Genomic DNA, 19,127 nt, shown 5'->3' on the forward strand with positions numbered 1-19,127 from the left:
CTCCTTAAGTTTGATTTTAGTTGTTTAAGGCTCTGTCAACATTTCTGATAAAGTCTTGAACATTTGTTACCATTGATACGGCTGTAACTGTTCCCCTGTCTGATAGTTTGTTTACAGCGAATTCTTGGATGTCGATTGTGTACATGTATACTGGTCTTACTACGCCGTCAAATACGTTGTAGGATGGGGTCATATTTCCTGTTGCGATTGTGTAGAGGATTGCGCCCATCATGATGATTGTAGATGTTTTTCTAGCGTGTTTTCTCATTTCGTTTTGAGCAGCATATACGTTGTTGATTGTTTCAGGGAGTCCTAGTCTGTCACGGATTGTGCCTGCTATTACTACTGGAACGTCCATTTCAACACAAGCTTTCATGAAGCCGTCTTTTACAAGTCCGCTTTCTACAAGGGCTTTGGTTGAGCCGTATTTTCTTGCTAGGTTGATTGTTTTGTATAAGTTTTTGGTTGTGTTTTGTTCTTTTTCGAATTTTTCTTGGCCCCAAGTTGTGCCGTAGATTCCTTTTTCAAGGTCGAATGCTGCAGTTTCTGTACCACAGAAGATTGCATTTACATAACCATTTCTTACTAATCTTTCTAGGGCTGCTCTTGAGTCTCTGTCGAGTGCTAGGGCTGCTCCTACGATTAATGTTACATAACCATTGTGTTCTTTTTCATATTTTAGTACTTCGTATAGGTTGTCATAGTCGATTGAGAAGGCTGTTTCTCTTGATCTTCCTGCTCTAAATGCGAAAGTATCTTGGTGGGCATCTCCTTCTAGGAAGCCTTGGGTCCATACATAGATACCTTCTGAAGCATCTTCTGTACGTCCGATTACTACCTTGTCACCTTTTTTAAGGTTTCTAAATTCAACTATGTTTACACTTTCTTCACCTGGTGTGTCGTTTGCTACACAAACTGTATCCATTCTAGATTGAGCAGCTAATACCCATTTGTCATTTATTTTGAAGTATTCTGGATAAACTGAAAGAGCGTGGTAGTTTCTTGGGCTAAGTCCATCTTCTTTTACTTCTTCTAGGGTTACATTTGGTGCATTTTTAAGAAAGTCTTTTTCAAAATCTGGGTGATGGTATTTTGGCATTTCAAATTTCATTATTGTATCTCTCCTTCGTTTTTATCTGCTTTTTTGTCAGCTTCTACGTATTCCATTTCAGGAATTTCCATTTCTCTAGCAAAAGCCTTGTTTGCTGGGCTTATTAGAGCTTTTTCACAGTTTACTACGAAATCTTGTACGTTTGTTACCATTGGCACGTATGCAAGATTTTCTCTAGCTGCTCCTACTTTGTGTACTACGTTTTCTGTTACGTCTACACAGTATAGGTAAACTGGTGAAATTTTTCCATCTTTTCTTACCCTATAGCTAGATGCCATGTTGGCTACTGATAGGGAGTGGAGCATGGTTGCTATACAAATAATTACTGTTGCCTTATCAAGTTCTTTCTTTGTTTCTGTAAGTGCTCTATCTTCATCGCCTATTACTTCTGGAAGTGGACCGTCATCTCTGATTGATCCTGAAAGTACAAATGGAACGTCCATGTCTGATAGGGTCTTGATGATACCGTCTTTTACATTTCCGCTTGCGATAAATTCTTTTATAGAACCTGTTGTTCTTACTTCGTTTAATAGGTCAAGGTGGTTATAGTGACCCATTGGTTGGTTTTCTTGGGTGTAGATATTTTGACCAAGAGCTGTATTTAAGAATCCACCTTCAAGGTCGTGAGTTGCCATAGCGTTTCCGCCTAATAGGCAGTTGATATAGCCATTTTCTGCAAGTTGGTTAAGGGCTTTTCTAGTATCATAGTCAAATACTACTGAAGGACCTAGTACCCATACTATATAACCATCTTCTGAATCTCTTTCGTGTTGTAAGAGTTCAAATAGGTTGTCATAGTCTTCAGAGAATGATGTTTCTACGGCCTTACCTGGTTTAGAATATACATCGTCTGGGAAGGCGTTGTTATAAACAAAGATACCGTCTTCGATTTTGCCGTCTTCGCTTACTACAACTTGATCACCTTTTTTAAGGTCTCTTATTTCTTCTACTACGATTTTGCCGTCTTTTAGGACTGCAACACAGTTTAATGATGTATGTTCAGGTAGTTGCCATTCGCCATTTACTTTATAGAATGTTGGCATATGGCGTGTTAGGTAGAAATCATCAGGTGCAACACCGTCTTTCTCTACTTCTTGTAGGCTAATGTCTGCTGCTTTCTTGAACTTTTCTTCTGAAAAGTCTGGTGTAACAAATTCTGGTACTTTAAATTCCATTCTTCTACTCCTTATTTTTATTTTCTTTTAATTCGACAGTGAACTTATTTTCACTATCAAAATCCAAAGTTAATTCTGAGAATGCTTTAATTTCGCTTTCGAGATTTTTCTCGCAAATCAAAAAGTAAACATCCTGTTCTATAAGCTTCTTTAAGCTCCTTGCATCAAAACCCTCTTCCTTGGCATAGACGCCGAATTTATCAAAAAATCCGTCCGCATAGGAGAGTTTTATCTGTCTTTCTGCTAGGGCTTTTTCTAATTCCCTAAAGTTTAGGTAAATAAGCTTATCTAATTTATCATCATCTAGAGGGCTTAGTTTGAAGACGTAATCGACATATTTGCCAAAGTCCACGTCAAATTTTTCTTTGACTAATTTTTCGTAATCTTCGTCACTATCTACAGTCATGGTTAGGACTACGATTGAGTTTTTAAGGTTGATGTCGCGTCCCTTGTTATCCTTGATTGTGCCGTCTTGGATGATTTGTAGGACCAAGTTTTGCACCTCGAAGTGGGCGTTTTCGATATTTTCAAAAACCAACACACTGTAAGGTCTGGTCCTTAATGCCTGGGTCAATACTCCTCCGAATTCGTATCCAACATAGCCAGGAGGGGCACCAATCAGCTTGGTGATTGATGACTTATCAGTAAACTCGCTCATATCGAAGCTAAGTAGGGATTTTTCTCCCTCATAGAGATAGTCTGCCAAAAGTTTGGCTATATAAGACTTACCCGAAGATGATGGTCCTGAAACATTAAAACTTAGGACTGGCCTTTTTCTCTCAAAGAGACCGCCTTCTGATATGATGTAGGTATTTATAATCTTATCGATCATATCATCGCCGCCTACGAATTCTTCCTTGAGTTTTTCTCTAACAAGTTTAATAGAATCAAGTTTGTCATATTGGAGCTTAGACTTTGGCATTCCGCTCATCTTTGAAATAATATCTTTGACTTCAGAAACGCCAACTTTTGTCCTCAGCGGATAATATTCTCCTTTATCTTCTATTTTCTTTAATTTTTCGCTTACTTTTTCTTTTAGACTTACGAACTTATCAAGGTTTTCAAAGTCTCTCTTATCCTTGGCTTCTTCTATCTCAAAGCCAATGATGTCGATTTCTCTTTCAAGCTTGACTATAGTTTCTTGTCTTTCTTTTTCTTTTTCATAGAGTTCAGTTTTTTGGGCAAGCTCTTCTTCAAGCTTTTTGATCTGTTCTTCTTTTTCCTTGGACCTGTGGCTTGATAGGCTGTCTTTTTCGTTTTTTAAGGCTATATTTTCCATTTCAAGCTGGACAATTTCCCTGTGGAGATTATCTAGCTCTTCTGGTTTTTGGTCCCTCGCCATTTTTACCTGGGCACAAGCCTCATCTATGACGTCTATTGCCACATCTGGGAGTTTCCTCTCAGTCAAAAACCTCTTTGATAATTTAACCGCTTCTGTGATAGCAGGGTCTGTTATCTTTATCATATGGTGGTTTTCGTATTTGGATTTTATTCCCCTCATGATAGCAATTGTTGTTTCAACGCTTGGCTCCTCGATTAGGATTTTTTGGAAACGCCTATCAAGGGCCTTATCTACCTCAATGTGCTTTCTGTATTCTTCGATGGTAGTTGCACCTATTGTTAAAATCTCTCCACGAGCCAGCATTGGTTTCAGCATATTGGCTGTATCCATTGTTCCCGATGCAGATCCTGAACCTATTATGTTGTGGATTTCATCTATAAATAGAATTATCCTTCCCTTAGAGTCCTTGATAATTTCAAGAATTTTTTTAAGTCTTTCTTCAAAATCTCCCCTGTATTTTGCTCCAGCAACTAAGGCTGTCATATCTAGGGAGAATATAATCTTATCTTTTAAATCATCTGGCACGTCGCCTGCCACAATCCTTTGGACAATACCTTCAACTATGGCAGTTTTACCAACGCCTGCATCCCCGATTAAAACCGGATTGTTTTTTATCCTTCTAGATAAAATCCTGATGGCGTTTCTGGTTTCTTCTTCCCTGCCGATAACCGGATCAAGCCTTCCTTCGATGGCTTCCTTGGTGAGGACTGTCCCGTATTTTTCAAGGTTGATTATAGTTTCTTGGTCGACGCCCTTTAGTAGGTATTCGTTAAATTTCTTGGCAACTAATTCGTTAAAAATTTGATAAGTTAGACCGTGTGTCGCCGCAAGTTTTGCTGTTGGCATATCGGCTTCTCTTAGGAGGGCCAAAACCAAGTGTTCGGTCTTGATTTTTTCTTCAAACTGGTTTCTAGAAATTTCTTCTGCTATCAAAAGAGCTCTTTGATAAGACCTTGATGTGTAGAGGGAAGAAATCCCCTTAGCTGACCTTAATTTGGTCAGGGCATTTTCTGTATCATCCAAAACATCTTGGTAGATTACCTTAAGTTCCTTAAAATAGGTTCTTATTAATTTTTCCTCTAAGGTCAAAATCGCATAGAAAATGTGAAGGTCAGATACCTCTACGTTGTTTTTCCTGATGGCAACCTTATTAGCTTCTTTAATAATTTCCACAGAAGATTGTGAATACTTACTTATGTCCATATTTACCTATCCTATCACCATAAATATAAGATGGGCAGCTATACCTGCTCCGAGTCCTCCTATAGTATGGCACAATATTGCATTACCTGTCATTTCTTTAGTCTCTAGGGCATCCATCATGGCTATGTGGGTTGATAAATAGCCTGACCAGCACATACAAATTGATGTAAATACTGCTATGTCGTTTGCTGTTACAACGCCTCTTCCAGACATATCTGCTACAACACCAATGGCTGCTCCTGCAGAACCTAGGGCTGTAATTGGCACAGCTATGGCTTCTGGTGAATTAAAACCAAATAGTGGGTTGATGAGGAAGGCAAGTTTTTCGCCTATCATTGGTAGGATTGCAATACCTTGGTTGGCTTCGCCTGTATAACCATTTGGGCCTGCGCCATTTGTAAGCATAACTACTAGGGTACAAATGAGGCAAACACCTGGGATTATTGCAACACCCATGTCTACTCCGACCTTACCACCGTCTAGGAAGGCTGTTATAAACCTAGCTCCTGCTGATCCTTCTCTGACTTTTCTATAGCCATCTGGTACGTTTGCTGCTCCCTTGGTTTCAACCATTTCTTCTGTGCCGTAATACTTTTTGGTCCTAGAAATCATAAGTCTAACTGATATGATAGAACCAACTACAGCACCAAGGAGTCCGACAAGGGCGCCCTTCATAGCATTGTCAACTGGTAAGGCCATCATAGATGTAACTGTGATAAGTCCCATACCAAAGGAAGTTCCTAGGTTGGTTAAGGCTGGCATCTGATATTTTTTGAAATATTTTCTAAAGTTATCATCAGCTGCAAGTGTTAATATGGCTGGGTTATCAGACATAAAACAATTTAGCATACCAAGAGAAGATGCACCTGGTAGGTCGTATATAGGCTTCATTATCTTTGAAACAAGCCTGTTTACTAAGGCAATAACGCCAAATTCTGAAAATATAGCAGATATACCACCTGCTAAAACTGCAACGGCCATCAAATATAGGCAGACATTCATCAAAAGATCATATGATGTAAGCATCATGGTTTTGATCATGTTTGTCCCGCCCATTATAGAACCCATATAGATAAAGAGGCCTAAGAAGGCTATCAGAAATATAAATACCTCTGGGCCAACATCTTTCTTTATGGTTTTGTCCATTTTTAATTCGTCTCTTATTTCATCTAATTCTTCCATTAAATCATCCTTAACAAGATAAATCTTGAATTTATATTTTTTTCAAATGCCTTAACTAAAAATATCCGAAAGAATCGGACATTTTTAGTTTTATGCACCTGTTAATTAAACTTTAGTTTAATTTATTATTTTACTTAGCTCCTGGGTAGAATTTAGGGTCATTGAAGAATTCATCAACAAGTTCTCTAATTTCACCACTTAGAAGAATCATACCAACCATGTTGGTAAATACTACTAATCCTAGGGTCGCATCAAGGAATACACCTGCGTTATCAAATGATACGAATCCACCAAGAAGGATCATAGCACATGCTATAAATCTTACTATTTTACCTACTGTTGTACCAAATAGGTATTCACCTTGTTTTTCAGCGTAGAATACGATTACTACGATTGTAGAAAGTACAAATAGGAATAGGGAAAGAGCTATAACAGCTGTACCGATTTGACCGAAAGCTGTGTTGAACGCTCTTTCAACTCCGATATCTTTCATGTCTGGGTTTTGCCATAGACCTGTTGTTAAAACAACTAGGGCAGAGATTGTACAAACTATAACTGTATCAGCGATTACTTCGAATACGCCCCACATACCTTGACGGCATGGATGGTCTGTAACTGCTGTAGCGTGTGCGTATGGAGCTGAACCCATACCAGCTTCGTTAGAGTAGCATCCTCTAGCTGCACCGGCTTTGATAAGTGCTGAGATACCTGCTCCTGCGATACCGCCACCTACTGCTCTTGGGTTAAATGCGCCAACAAAGATTGCTTTGAAAGCTGCTGGTATTTGATTAGCGTGCATGATTATAACTACAAGACCCATGATGATGTATAGGGCTGCCATGAATGGTACCATTTTTTCTGTTACTTGAGCGATTCTCTTGATTCCGCCGTAAGCTACGAGTACTACTAAGAGTGTAATTACTACAGCTCCTACTAAACGGCTAAGTCCTAATTGTTCAAGTGGGCCTACTGCTGAGATTGTTTGTAGAGTGATTGATGGTAGGATTTCAAGCATGAAGAAAAATGATACTAAGAATCCCATGATTTTACCTGCTGTACCGCCAATACCTTTTTTGAATGTATAAGCTGGTCCACCTACGAACTCGCCATCTACGTTTTTCTCACGGTATTTAATACCTAATACGATTTCTGCAAATTTTGTTCCTTGACCGATAATAGCTGCTATCCACATCCAGAATACTGCTCCTGGACCTGCTGTAAATATAATTGATGGAGCAACTACGATATTTGCTGCACCTATTGATGAAGCAAGGGCTGCTGATGCTGCTTGGAATGGTGAAACTGAACCTTCGCCGCCAACATCTGATGCAAACATTTTTCCAAACGTTTGCTTAATAATAAATGGCAAGTATCTAAGTTGTACAAATCCCATTCTAAATGATATTAAAAGACCGCCGCCTAGTAATACTATAAGGATAGGCCATCCCCAGAACCAACCTGTAAGTTTTGATATCATATCTAATATTGCTTGCATAATAATTCCTTTTTAATTTTATGGAGCCTTGGCCAAAAGGTTTCCTCTTAGACTAATGAAGATTTTCAAGAATCTAAGTTTACTTCCTAAGGCCAGCCCCATCCTTGTATTTTTTTTATAATCTAGTTTCGTCTAAAAACTAGCAAAGTGTTGCATACATAACTGCTTTGATTGTATGCATTCTGTTTTCTGCTTCTTCAAATACTAATGATTGTGCGCTTTCAAATACTTCGTCTGTTACTTCTATTGATTCCATACCATATTTTTCAAATATTTCTTGTCCAACTTTTGTTTCTTTATCGTGGAATGATGGTAGGCAGTGTAGGAAGATAGCTTCTTTGTCTGCGTTAGCCATAACTTCTTTTGTTACTTGGTATGGTTTAAGAATCTTAATTCTCTTTTCCCATTCTTCTTTTGGTTCACCCATAGATACCCAAACGTCTGTGTAGATTACGTTAGCGTCTTTGCTTGCTTGTTCTACATCTTCTGTAAGTGTAACTGTTGAGAAGTTTTCTGCTGCGATTTTTTCGCATTCTTTAACTAGCCATTCTTCTGGGAATAATTCTTTTGGAGCACATGCTACAAAGTCAACACCAAGTTTAGCACAAACTACCATTAAAGAGTTTGCCATGTTGTTTCTAGCATCACCAAAGTATACAAATTTTAGACCTTTTAGACGTCCAAAATGTTCTTCAATTGTTAGCATATCAGCTAGCATTTGTGTTGGGTGCCATTGGTCTGTTAGACCATTCCATACTGGAACACCAGAGTATTTAGCAAGGTCTTCAACGTGTTCTTGTTTGAATCCTCTAAATTCGATACCATCATACATTCTTCCAAGAACTCTAGCAGTATCAGCTACAGATTCTTTGTGGCCCATTTGAGATCCTGTTGGATCAAGATATGTTACTCCCATACCTAGGTCATAACCAGCTACTTCAAATGAACATCTTGTTCTTGTAGATGTTTTTTCGAATATGATAGCAATGTTTTTGCCTTCAAGATATCTGTGTGGGATACCAGCTCTCTTCATGTCCTTGAAGTTTTTAGATAAATCTAATAAGTATCTGATGTCCTCTGTTGAAAAATCCATTAATTTTAAGAATGATTTTCCTCTAAAATTCTTTGCCATAATAATCTCTCCTTTATTATTATTTGTTACCAATAGATTTTAGTAACGATTTCACATTTATATAATATCACAATTTTAAAATCGAGTTCGGACAAAAATGTCGAATTTTTTTGTCAGAAATTTAAAAATCGTCAAAAAGACCACTTTGATTGATTTTTTTGGCAATTCGAGAAGAAGCAAACGTTTTTTGTAAAAATATTATAAAAAAATCGCAAAAAATCTTGAAAATAAAAAAAGAAAAAATACCATAATATAAGGAGGCTTTCTTTTATGGGCAAAAAATATATAACCTTGCAGGATTCGTTTTCCTCATCTATGACCGAGTCAAACCTCATTAGTTTTGACATCCAGTCAGATAATGGAAAGACCCTGCCCCTTATGCACAAGCACAGTAGATTTTTGTACATACTAGAAGGAGAAGGCAAGATTAAAATCCAAGATAAGGTCTATAAAATGGCGCCCGGCGCAGTTATCTCTATCCTTCCTTGGCAAACTTCAGAAATAATCGAAGTAGAAAAGAATATTTCCTACTACCTTTTAGTTTACAACTTTAATTTGATAAACATTTACACTAAAAGCCAGCTAAATCTAAACAAAGAAGATGTTGACTTTATTAAGTGTCTCTATTCGAGCGAATCAGCTCTTTACGACCTCGAAGCCTGCGATAAAATCGAGGAAATCTTTGAGGATATAAGAAAAGAAGTGGGGGTCCATTCCCTAAACCTAATCATCCACACCAAGAAAAAATTCTCAACAATCTATCTTATGTGCAAGATTAGTGAACTTTTGATAATCTTCATGAGATATATAAACGACGATGACACCTTTGGCGAATCAATCGCCGCAAGACCTGAAAACATCTTTATGTACATGTTTTTAAACTCATCCAAGGATATAAGTCTTGAAGTCTTATCAAAAATTTTTCTCATGTCAGAATCGGCCATTAGCCAATACATCAAAGATGTGACCGGGCTTGGTTTTCTTGATATACTCCATGAGATTAGGATTTATAAGGCAAAATTCCTTTTAAGCCACACAGATATGACCCTAAAGGAGATTGCAAATGCAGTTCATTATTCAGATCCTGCCCAACTTTCCAAGGTATTCCAGTCCAAGCAAGCCATTTCTACCAAAGATTTTAGACGACTTAACCAGCTACTTGAAGGCAAGGAGTCTTTCACTTTTAAGCCTGAAGATTTAAAACTAATTGACTTTGTAAATGAAAACTATGCAGAAGACATTGATATAATGGAAGTTTCCAAAAAATTTGACATCACACCTAGAAATATCAACAAGATTTTCGTTTATTTTATGGAACAAAACTTCTATTCATACCTCCACCAAGTAAGGGTTCATGCTGCTTGTGATCTCTTAGTCAACACTGACGAACCAATCACAGACATAGCCATAGGTGTTGGTTACAATTCACCAAAGACCCTTTTGAGAAACTTTTTAAAACACCTGGGCATGACCCCATCAGAATTTAGGTCGGGTCATTTGGCAGATTTGCCAAAATAAATAATTTTTAATATATAAAAAGTGGGAGATTGATCCCACTTTTGTTTGTTTGGGCAAGGAAGAAAGGACTAAAATATGTGAGAGTCCAAGTTCCCCGCCCAGAGAAGAAAGGAATAAAACCACTTTGAGGATTGAGAGAAGAAAGGAAATATACTTTAAATCCTCAAGGCCCCTAATTATTATAGACAGAAAGAAAGGCTATGTGGTTTTATTTTTTTATATGGTTTCTTTTTATTTTCCTTACTGAAGAGGTGAGACGACTTTTTCTAAGACCTTTAATCGTCTATTTTGGAAAATGTGTAGAAACCAGCCGCCTTGCTCATCCACAAGGCATATCTATAGGATCCTAGGAGGGCTTTTTAGAAATTTGAGACTTTATTTTACTTTTTCCTAATTGCCATTCCCAGTTTATTCATTTTCTAACTTATTTGTATTAAATTAAGCTTTGTAAAATAAAAAAAGTATAGAAATATCCCTGGGGGATTTTTCTATACCTTCATAGTATAAATGTAAATTAAACTTTCATCTTCTGATAATAACGGCTTTGCCGTCTGGCATTACTTTCTTGTAGGCCACAGATAAAAGCTATATATTTTTTTCGAGCTCTTCTAGAGCTAGACTTATTAATTTTTTCATAGAATAATCGCTCACACCTACAATAACATTATCATCGTGGAGGAAGGGGATCAAAATTCTTTTTGCCCTTGATGTGGAAACGGCTTCTGCCATTTTGCCGGTAATTTCCCCACACATTGAGTTTGTAAGTAGGATGCCAATTGGGCCTATGATTATATCTGCCAGTTGAGCATTGTAGATTAGTGCATTTTCTCCTGTGGCTGCGCGAGTGGCTCCTGCCTTTAACATAGCACTTGCGGCATGGGAATTTGTCCCTACACAGGTGACGTCTAAATCTTTATGGTTTTCTCTAATGGAGCTAACAAGCTGTTTGCCAAGACCTCCGCCCTGGGCATCAATTACTAATACTTTCATATAACCTCTATTCTATTGATATTATTATAACATAAATTCCTTATTTTTTAAACTTTTAAAGAAGAAATAAATTTAAGGCAAAATTTTAAACAAGTTTTGTCCTTTTCATGATTTTTCGCATAAGAAAAGGGCCAACAAGGCCCCTTCCCAATAGAAAAGAATAAGTTAGTCCTAGTTTTCAAAAGGGAAAACTATAAGGAATTAATAATGAAAAACCTAGCTATTTGATAGCTGTTTATATTATAACATAAATTTCAACTTATGCAAACTTTTTCAGGCTTTTTTATTAATTAGTGTTTTTCAACATTTGATTGTTTTCCTGTCGTTTTCCCTTTCTTTTTAACTTATTTTTCGTTAGAAACTTTTTCTACATCTTCTTTTTTGCCCAGCAAAACAATTAGGTCATTTTTCTCGATTTTTGTGTGTGGACCTGGGTTTATAATTGTGCTCCCACTTCTTTCAAAGGCAACCACATTTAAGTTGTATTTGTTTCTGAAATCCAAATCCTTAAGGTCCTTGCCTATCCAAGCCTGGTGGACTCTGACTTCTGCAAGAGAGAATTCGTTAGAAAATTCTATAAATTCTAGGAGGTTTGATCCTGAAATCACCCTGGCAAGTCTCTCACCACTGTCGAGTTCTGGGAAAATTATCTTGTCAGCCCCGATTTTTTCTAAAATTCTCTCGTGGGTGGCTGTTGTAGCCTTGGCAATTACTGTAGTAATCCCTGCATCCTTGCATAGCAAGGTAGCCTCAATAGATGCTTCGATATTCGACCCTGTTGCAATTACTGCTATGTCAAAGTTTTTGATGCCCAAATCCTTCATAGCTTCTTCGTCAGTCATATCAGCCTGAGCGGCATAGGTCACTTGGTCGGCCATCCTTTGGACCTTGGTATAGTCCCTATCAACGGCCATGACTTCCACGCCTTTTTCAAATAATTTTTTGGCAAGTGCCGATCCAAACCTGCCCAAACCCAATACTAGTACGTTTTTTTCTTTCATATTTTCTCCTTAACCTATACTTATAAAACTCTCTGGATACCTAATTAGGCTCTTTTTAGCCTTCATGCCAAAGGCAAAGGCCATGGTCATTGGACCGATACGGCCCAAATACATACACAAGGTAATTAAATTTTTGCCTGCATCTGTTAAATGTGGTGTAATTCCTTTGCTTGCCCCGACTGTGGCTAGGGCTGATACTGTTTCATACAAAATATCTACAAGGGGCGCACTTTCTGTAATGGTGAGCATGAAGCTTACAGAAAGGATAATGACTATAGAAACCAAGAATATTGCAAGGGCCTTTCTTACGGTCTCTGTTCCAATATGTCTGCCAAAAACTACCGGTTCGCTTTCGCCCCTAACAACTGCGTGGGTTGATAAAACGAGAACGCCTAGGGTTGTTGTCTTGATACCACCTGCGGTTGATCCTGGAGAACCTCCCACAAACATTAGTCCCATGAGCATAAGGGCTGTCGAATCCTTAATCTTGGATAGGTCTACCGAATAAAAACCAGCAGTCCTTGCCACAACTGATTGGAAGAAGGATTCAAGGATTGACCCTTTCAAGGTCTCGTATTGAAGGACCCCGTCTTCGTTTTCCAAAAATAGAAACATGACAGTTCCTAATACCAAAAGGATAGCTGTTACCATAAGGACCAATTTGGAGTGGGTTGATAATTTCTTAAATGATCTACGTCTAAAAAGTTCACTTGTCACCACAAAACCCAAACCACCGACTATTACAAGGGCACAAAGGGTGAGGTTAATTAATAAATCGTCCCTAAATGGGAAAATGGAATCTCCCAAAATATCAAAACCCGCATTACAAAAGGCTGAGATTGAATGAAATACCGCATACCAGACGCCTTTGCCAGCCCCATACAAGGGCACAAATTTTATGGAAAGGAGGATTGCTCCTAGAACTTCTGTCCCAAAAGTGAAGGCCAAAACGTATTTAAAAAGGACAATCATGCCTTCAAGGCTTTCGACATTTAGCTGTTCCTTTAAGATTTGCCTGGACTTCATTCCGATTTTCTTACCCAAAATCAAAGGAATAATTGAGGCCAAACTCATGACCCCCAGTCCCCCTATTTGGATTAGGATAATGATTAAAATGTGGCCGTAGGTGTTCCAATGTTCAAGAGTGTTAACGGGAGTAAGGCCTGTTACACAAGAGGCACTTGCCGCTACAAATAAAGAGTCGACCAAGGGTGTCGCCTGGCCAGATTTGGTGAAAAATGGGAGGGATAAAAGTAAACCGCCCGCAGTAATAAGGATAGCAAAACCCAGACTCAAGACCATTGGCGGGTTAAGGCTAATCTTATCGTATAATTTATTGATAAAGTTTCTGTTCATAATAGCTCCTAAAATTCTTGCCTGTAGAGCAATTTTACCCCTCAAATCCTATTGGTCAAAGGGATTGTAAACTTATTCTTAGAATGAAAACTATGGAAAGAAGTTTTTTCTTGTATAATATTTTTAAGGAGGATTTATGAAAAAAATTTTTATAACACTAGCAATTATTTTGGGGATTTTTATCCCACAAAGCGCCCACGCTGACGAATTTAGGGAAATATCAATAGAGGCAAATATAGATGAAAAAGGCATCGGCTCCATTGAAGAGGTTTGGAAAATCAACGAAACCAACGAAGATTATACAGAAAGATACAAGACCATAAATAACCTAAGAGGACTAAAAATCGAAGACTTTAGCCTAGAGGCCTTTGGCAAAACCTTCGAAAATAGGGATCCTTGGGATACAGACCTAGATTTTGACGAAAAGGCCTACAAGTCCGGCGTCATCACAAGGGGCGAGGACGAAGTCGAGCTTTGTTGGGGCATTTCAAATTATGCTGACAATACCTATAAGCTAAAATACAAAATAAATCCTCTAGCAATCGGATTAAAGGATTCAGACATGGTGTTTTTCACCTTTGTCGGAGATAATTTTGACCCTGAGCCTGAGAAAGTAAATATCAAAATTACGGGCTATAAACCATTTTCAGATATAAAGTTTTGGGCCTTTGGCCTTAGGGGTGCTATCCACGAAGAAAATGGTCAAATCATCCTAGAATCAACTGGAGACATATCATATACAACAGTCATGGTGAAATTCCCAAAGGGAACTTTTGCCACTTCCTACAGGGAAGATAAAAATTTCGCCGACTACGCCAACCAGGCAGTCAAGGGGTCAAAATGGGAAGAAAATGAAGGAACCGCCTATAAAATTCCTTTACCAATCTGGGCCAAGGCCTTGATAGGAACAGGAATAGGAGTGGGTCTTATTATAATATTTTCATTAATCAGAGCAGGGGCCCTAACATTTGACAAAAAAGCCCTAGCCAACGCCAAAGACCTCCCACATCCAAAAGATTTCAAAGATAAGTATTACAGGGGCCTTCCTTACGAGGGCCATATAGAAAATCTCGCCTACCTAATAAAACAAATCCCAATCATAGGCGGCGACCTTGGAACAGCTTATATGAATGTCTTCATATTGAAATGGGCCATGGAAGGCCATATTGACCTAGGTGATGGCGAGCCAGGCTTTTTGGAATCTCAGGCCATAAAAATCCTATCAAAACCAGAAGACATGGGTAATATAGAAAAAAGTATTTTTGAAATGCTTTATAAGGCGAGTCTTAGAAAAAATGGCGAGAGACTCACTGACTACGACTTTTCAAAATATTTAAAAGCCAAGAAGGATGATATAGATAATATCTATGACGACCTTGAAGATAAGTCTATAGAAGCCTTGAAAAATGCTGGATACATCGAAGACTACGAATACGAAAAGACCTTCTTAAATTCAAGAAAAACCGGCAAGGAACTAAGGATTACAGATACGGGGCTTAAACTATATGAAAATATTTTGGGCTTTAAGTCATACTTAAGAGACTATGCCGAAGTCGGCACAAAAGCCCCAGAAGAGATTAAAAATTGGAAAGACTATCTCCTCTACTCTATACTTTTGAATGTGGATAGCAATTTCCAAAGCTTTGTAGACGAAAACTACAAAGAGGAACCATACTTCATCTACCACCCATACTTTTACACAAACGCAGGATCCTACTCAAAATCCATCAACCAATCCTATGCCAATGCTACAGGATTTTCAAATGCAGGATTTGGAGGTCAAACTTCCGTTGGAGGAGGCGGCGGATCCTTTGGTGGTGGAGGAGGAGGAGGAAGGTAAATCTTATCCAAGATAAGTTATTTGTTCTTATTTTTATAAAATATCTTTATCTTGTGTAAGTTAAGGTCATTGACATGACCACTCCGTAAAAAGGGGGAGGCCCAAGGACCCTTCCGCATGGATCCTCATCGTCCTCCCCCTTAAACCCCCTCTCCGTTACACCCCACAAGCGGCTCCTTAGCGGAGGGCAAATAAGGAAGCTTGCCTTTTCGGCAAGCTTTTTTTAGTATGGAGAACTTCCCTGTATTAGTTGTCGGTTTTCCATAGAGATTTCTAATCGTCGGGTTGCTAAAAATCGCAAACTCGCTTACGCTCAAACAAGCGATTTTCTTTACGCAACCCTTGATTAGAAATCTTTGCCCGATAAAGGGGTGGATTGGTCTCGAAGTTCCAGAACTTGCCAGGCTCGTTTGGCTTCGCCAAACTTTGCTATATGAGCTTTGCATTCTCAAGCAAAGAGTGGAAAACTTAAGACCAAGTATTTTAAAATCCCAAGCATCCGTGAAGAAAATTACACTGACAGTCAATTACAATTAAGATTACAATAACTACTGTGAACTAATTTTCAAATGTAAAACACAAGTCAGACGAGATTGCAATTTTTAGGAGGCTTGGGATTTTAAAAAGTTAACTAAATATTATTCCTAAACAAGGACTCCTCCATACCAACACGTTTGCCGATAGGCAAACACATTATTCCCCGCGAGGGGTCGCCCGGAGGGTGTAACGGAAGGGGTTTAAGGGGATCCGATGAGGGAACGTGCGAAACGTTCCCTAGGGCTCCCCTTTTTACGAAGCAGCCATGTAAATGGCTAAGAAATAATTAAAGATATAATAAAAAAATCCTAGATAAAAATATAATTTATCTAGGATAAAAAAATCCAACCTTGGGCCTCCCCTTTTTTACGGAGGGGTCATGTAAATGACCTAGAATATTTATAAGATATGGTTAATCTCGGATTAACAACTTAAGGAACGTAATCTTTTTCTTTCGATTGCTCCTATTCGTCGCAACCTACAGAAAAAATTACATAAGGTTTTTCATAAATTTCTACTGCGGTGCTTTGCCCCTTGAGAAATTTTGAAAACCGCAAAAACTTTGCCTGCAAAGTTTTTACTACCATTATCTCGGATAGATCCTAAACAAATAGTGCCACTCCTGGTCCTAATGGAATTTTAAATATCATCCATCCAACTAATAGCAAGGTCCAGAAGATTAAAAATGCTATCGAATATGGTAGCATGGTTGAAATTAAGGTTCCAAGTCCCCTGTCTTTGTCGTATTTTTGCATGAAAATTACTATCATGGCGAAATAATTCATTAGTGGGCTTATGATGTTGGTTGATGAGTCTGCTATCCTGTAGGCCATTTGGCTTAGTTCTGGGGAAAGTCCCATGTTCATAAACATTGGCACAAAGATTGGCGCCATGATTGCCCATTTGGCTGAGGCCGATCCTATAAATAGATTGATGAAGGCTGATAGGATGATAAAGAGGATTACTAATGGTACTCCTGTTAATTTTATCGATTCCAAAAATTCAGCTCCCTTTACAGATAGGATTGTGCCGAGGTTTGTGTAGGCGAAAAATGACACGAATTGGGCTGCGAAAAATGCTAGTACCAAAAATCCGCTCATTGATTCCATAGACTTGGTCATAGCTCCTATTAGGTCAGTTGAGTTCTTAAACTTGCCTGTTGTCCTTCCAAATACATAGCCTGGTATGAGGAACATAAATAGAATTGCTGCGATTAGGCCCTTGCCCATAAAGGCTTCTAGGGTCATCTTGCCCTCTGCGTTTGCCTCTCTTAATATCGCATTTTCTGGCACCATTAATATTGCCATAACAATAGCAAAGACTAAAAATGCAATTAAAGAATTTTTGAGTCCCTTTTTCTCAAGGTCTGTAAGTGGCTTATCTTCGTGGACATAGGCTCCTGTGTACTGACCTAGGTTTGGAATTACGACCTTTTCTGTCACAAGTGTCGCTACGATTGTTAAAACAAAGGTAGAAACGATTATGAAATACCAGTTAGCTTGAGGATATACTGTATAGTCGATATTTGCCGCTCTTAGGGCTTCATTGGTGATTCCACCTAAAAGCACATCTGTTGGCCCAAAGATGAGGTTGGCAGAAAATCCACCAGATACACCTGCAAAGGCTGCTGCAAGACCAGCTATTGGGTGCTTATCAGCTGCCGCAAAAATCATTGCTCCAAGTGGAACTACCACTACATAGCCTGCATCAGAGGCGATATTTGAAACAATTCCTGTAAAGACAACTGCTGCTGTAAGGATCATTGGTGGCACATTTGAAAGCATCTTCTTAAGGCCAGCGTCAAAAAATCCTGCATCTTCAGCCACACCCACACCAAGCATAGCAACTAAAACTACACCGAGAGGTGCGAAGGATGTGAAGTTATCAACTAGGGATGAAAACATATAGCGGATGCCTTCTGCATTTAAAAGTCCAATGGCCTTTATTGTTGATTCCGCTTCTGCCTTGGCGTCATAGTATGATACAGAAACTCCAGCCGATGCACAAATTTGTGCAATGATGGCTAAGATTCCAATCATAATGACAAAAATTATAGCAGGGTGGGGTAAGGCATTGCCGACTCTTTCGATCTTAGCCAGAACCCCTCCCTTATTTTTATTCTTAGACATAAGTCCTCCTTATATATTAAAATAGTGTTTTTATATTCTTAAAAAAATAACACCTTTTTAATATACGAGTTTTTCAACTAAATTCACCTAAAGTATTCCAAAACTCATCTAAAACCTTCTTCCCCGACCGTTTGTCGCCGAATTTTGACCTTTTATCCGAAAATCAATGCATAAGTTGGACCTAGGCTTTATAATAGAATCAGGAGGTAGGGATGAAAGTTGACATAATAATTGATCAAACCATCGACGAAACCCAGGTAAAAATATTCGCCAAAGAATATTCAAAGGAAGTCGAAACCATAAAGGATTTGCTGGCTGACAGGCTGATTGACAAGCTTGTGGCCTTTCGTGATAAGGAAGTTTTTATCCTCTCTCACGAAGAAATTATAAGAATTTTTGCCCAAGATAAGTTCGTCTTTATTAAAACGAAAAACGGGACTTTTTCGTCAAGGCTTACTATTTCTGAATTGGATAAGAGGCTTGATAAGAAAAAATTTATAAGAATTTCTCGTTCAGATATTGTAAATCTAGATTTTGTAAAAAAACTCGACCTTTCCTTCACAGGAACAATAGCAGTCGAGCTTACAAATTGTGATGTGGCCTACGTTTCTAGGCGAAATCTAAAAGAATTTAGGAGGGCCTTGGGTCTATAAGGAGGAATTATGAAAAATTTTAAAGATTTATTAGTCGGTTTTTTGGCAGGTGTAGGTATCGGAGCCTTAATCGAGGCAATTTTATCTATACTAATTAAAGAAAATATAGTTGGAGTTTCTGACTTCGTGGCAAGCCAAGCTCCAGGTTATGCAAAAATTATTCAATGCTTAGTTTACGGTGGCTTTGGTTTGGTATCTGTCCTAATGGGGGCAATTTTCAAAAATGAAAATAGGGCATCCTATTTAAATCAAACCATCCACTTTTGTGCAATGCTTGTCTATTTTATCTTTGCAGGTCTTTACCTAAGATGGTTTGAATATAATTTAAGCCTAGCAATTTCTGTTATCTTCTTTGTTGGTGTTTATTTATTAATATCTTTCGCTTGTTACATTTACGAAAAAAATATGATAGGTCAAATCAATAAAATGTTATAAGCAAGTAAAAATGGTCCCAAATTCGGGA

14 protein-coding genes are annotated in these 19,127 nt (G+C 38.3%); 4 read left to right on the plus strand and 10 right to left on the minus strand.

Translation table 11 applies throughout. From position 1 onward, the window contains the following. Positions 1 to 16 precede the first annotated feature (16 nt). From K8P03_RS03025 to argF, 6 genes are all read right to left on the minus strand, one after another. The gene (locus K8P03_RS03025; protein WP_209772560.1) at positions 17 to 1,111 is read right to left on the minus strand and encodes an ornithine cyclodeaminase family domain; all 1,095 of its coding nucleotides are present in this window, start codon (positions 1,109 to 1,111) and stop codon (positions 17 to 19) included. Continuing rightward, a complete protein-coding gene (locus K8P03_RS03030) occupies positions 1,111 to 2,286 on the minus strand; it encodes an ornithine cyclodeaminase family domain (protein ID WP_223418205.1) in 1,176 nt (391 codons plus the stop codon). Before K8P03_RS03030 ends, K8P03_RS03025 begins: the two co-directional genes overlap by 1 nt. 4 nt (positions 2,287 to 2,290) lie before the next feature. Further along, the gene (locus tag K8P03_RS03035) at positions 2,291 to 4,831 is read right to left on the minus strand and encodes an ATP-dependent Clp protease ATP-binding subunit (RefSeq protein ID WP_223418206.1); all 2,541 of its coding nucleotides are present in this window, start codon (positions 4,829 to 4,831) and stop codon (positions 2,291 to 2,293) included. Positions 4,832 to 4,837: 6 nt separating this feature from the next. Beyond that, a complete protein-coding gene (locus tag K8P03_RS03040) occupies positions 4,838 to 6,013 on the minus strand; it encodes a CD0519/CD1768 family membrane protein (protein ID WP_223418207.1) in 1,176 nt (391 codons plus the stop codon). Positions 6,014 to 6,143: 130 nt separating this feature from the next. Next, the gene (locus K8P03_RS03045; RefSeq protein ID WP_223418209.1) at positions 6,144 to 7,508 is read right to left on the minus strand and encodes an alanine/glycine:cation symporter family protein; all 1,365 of its coding nucleotides are present in this window, start codon (positions 7,506 to 7,508) and stop codon (positions 6,144 to 6,146) included. A gap of 139 nt (positions 7,509 to 7,647) precedes the next feature. Further along, entirely contained in the window at positions 7,648 to 8,640 is a 993-nt protein-coding gene (argF, locus tag K8P03_RS03050; RefSeq protein WP_223418211.1) for an ornithine carbamoyltransferase, read from the minus strand. A gap of 270 nt (positions 8,641 to 8,910) precedes the next feature. On the opposite strand from argF, the gene K8P03_RS03055 reads away from it, so the two are divergent. Further along, a complete protein-coding gene (locus K8P03_RS03055; protein ID WP_223418212.1) occupies positions 8,911 to 10,158 on the plus strand; it encodes an AraC family transcriptional regulator in 1,248 nt (415 codons plus the stop codon). A 585-nt stretch (positions 10,159 to 10,743) separates the two neighbouring features. Here K8P03_RS03055 and K8P03_RS03060 read toward each other — a convergent pair. The 3 genes from K8P03_RS03060 to K8P03_RS03070 form a co-directional block, all read right to left on the minus strand. After that, complete coding sequence (locus K8P03_RS03060) at positions 10,744 to 11,148, minus strand: DUF3842 family protein (protein ID WP_223418213.1); 405 nt, start codon at positions 11,146 to 11,148, stop codon at positions 10,744 to 10,746. A gap of 344 nt (positions 11,149 to 11,492) precedes the next feature. Further along, positions 11,493 to 12,149 carry a potassium channel family protein gene (locus tag K8P03_RS03065; protein ID WP_223418214.1) on the minus strand — a complete coding sequence of 219 codons (657 nt, stop codon included), beginning with the start codon at positions 12,147 to 12,149 and terminating at the stop codon, positions 11,493 to 11,495. Positions 12,150 to 12,158: 9 nt separating this feature from the next. Then, positions 12,159 to 13,505, minus strand: coding sequence for a TrkH family potassium uptake protein (locus tag K8P03_RS03070; protein WP_223418215.1), 1,347 nt, complete (start codon positions 13,503 to 13,505; stop codon positions 12,159 to 12,161). Positions 13,506 to 13,641: 136 nt separating this feature from the next. Between K8P03_RS03070 and K8P03_RS03075 the strand changes: the two genes are divergently transcribed. Continuing rightward, positions 13,642 to 15,345: a DUF2207 family protein gene (locus K8P03_RS03075; protein ID WP_223418216.1), complete on the plus strand. Its 1,704-nt coding sequence runs from the start codon at positions 13,642 to 13,644 to the stop codon at positions 15,343 to 15,345. A gap of 1,139 nt (positions 15,346 to 16,484) precedes the next feature. On the opposite strand, the gene K8P03_RS03080 is transcribed toward K8P03_RS03075, so the two are convergent. Continuing rightward, complete coding sequence (locus tag K8P03_RS03080) at positions 16,485 to 18,011, minus strand: AbgT family transporter (protein WP_223418217.1); 1,527 nt, start codon at positions 18,009 to 18,011, stop codon at positions 16,485 to 16,487. Between the two features lie 212 nt (positions 18,012 to 18,223). On the opposite strand from K8P03_RS03080, the gene K8P03_RS03085 reads away from it, so the two are divergent. Beyond that, positions 18,224 to 18,664, plus strand: coding sequence for a LytTR family DNA-binding domain-containing protein (locus K8P03_RS03085; RefSeq protein ID WP_223418219.1), 441 nt, complete (start codon positions 18,224 to 18,226; stop codon positions 18,662 to 18,664). Positions 18,665 to 18,673: 9 nt separating this feature from the next. After that, positions 18,674 to 19,099 (plus strand): DUF3021 domain-containing protein, encoded by a 426-nt coding sequence (locus tag K8P03_RS03090; RefSeq protein ID WP_223418221.1) that lies wholly within the window; start codon positions 18,674 to 18,676, stop codon positions 19,097 to 19,099. Positions 19,100 to 19,127: the final 28 nt, after the last annotated feature.

The sequence above is a fragment of the Anaerococcus murdochii genome, from assembly GCF_019957155.1.
GTDB classification, from domain to species: Bacteria; Bacillota; Clostridia; order Tissierellales; family Peptoniphilaceae; genus Anaerococcus; species Anaerococcus murdochii.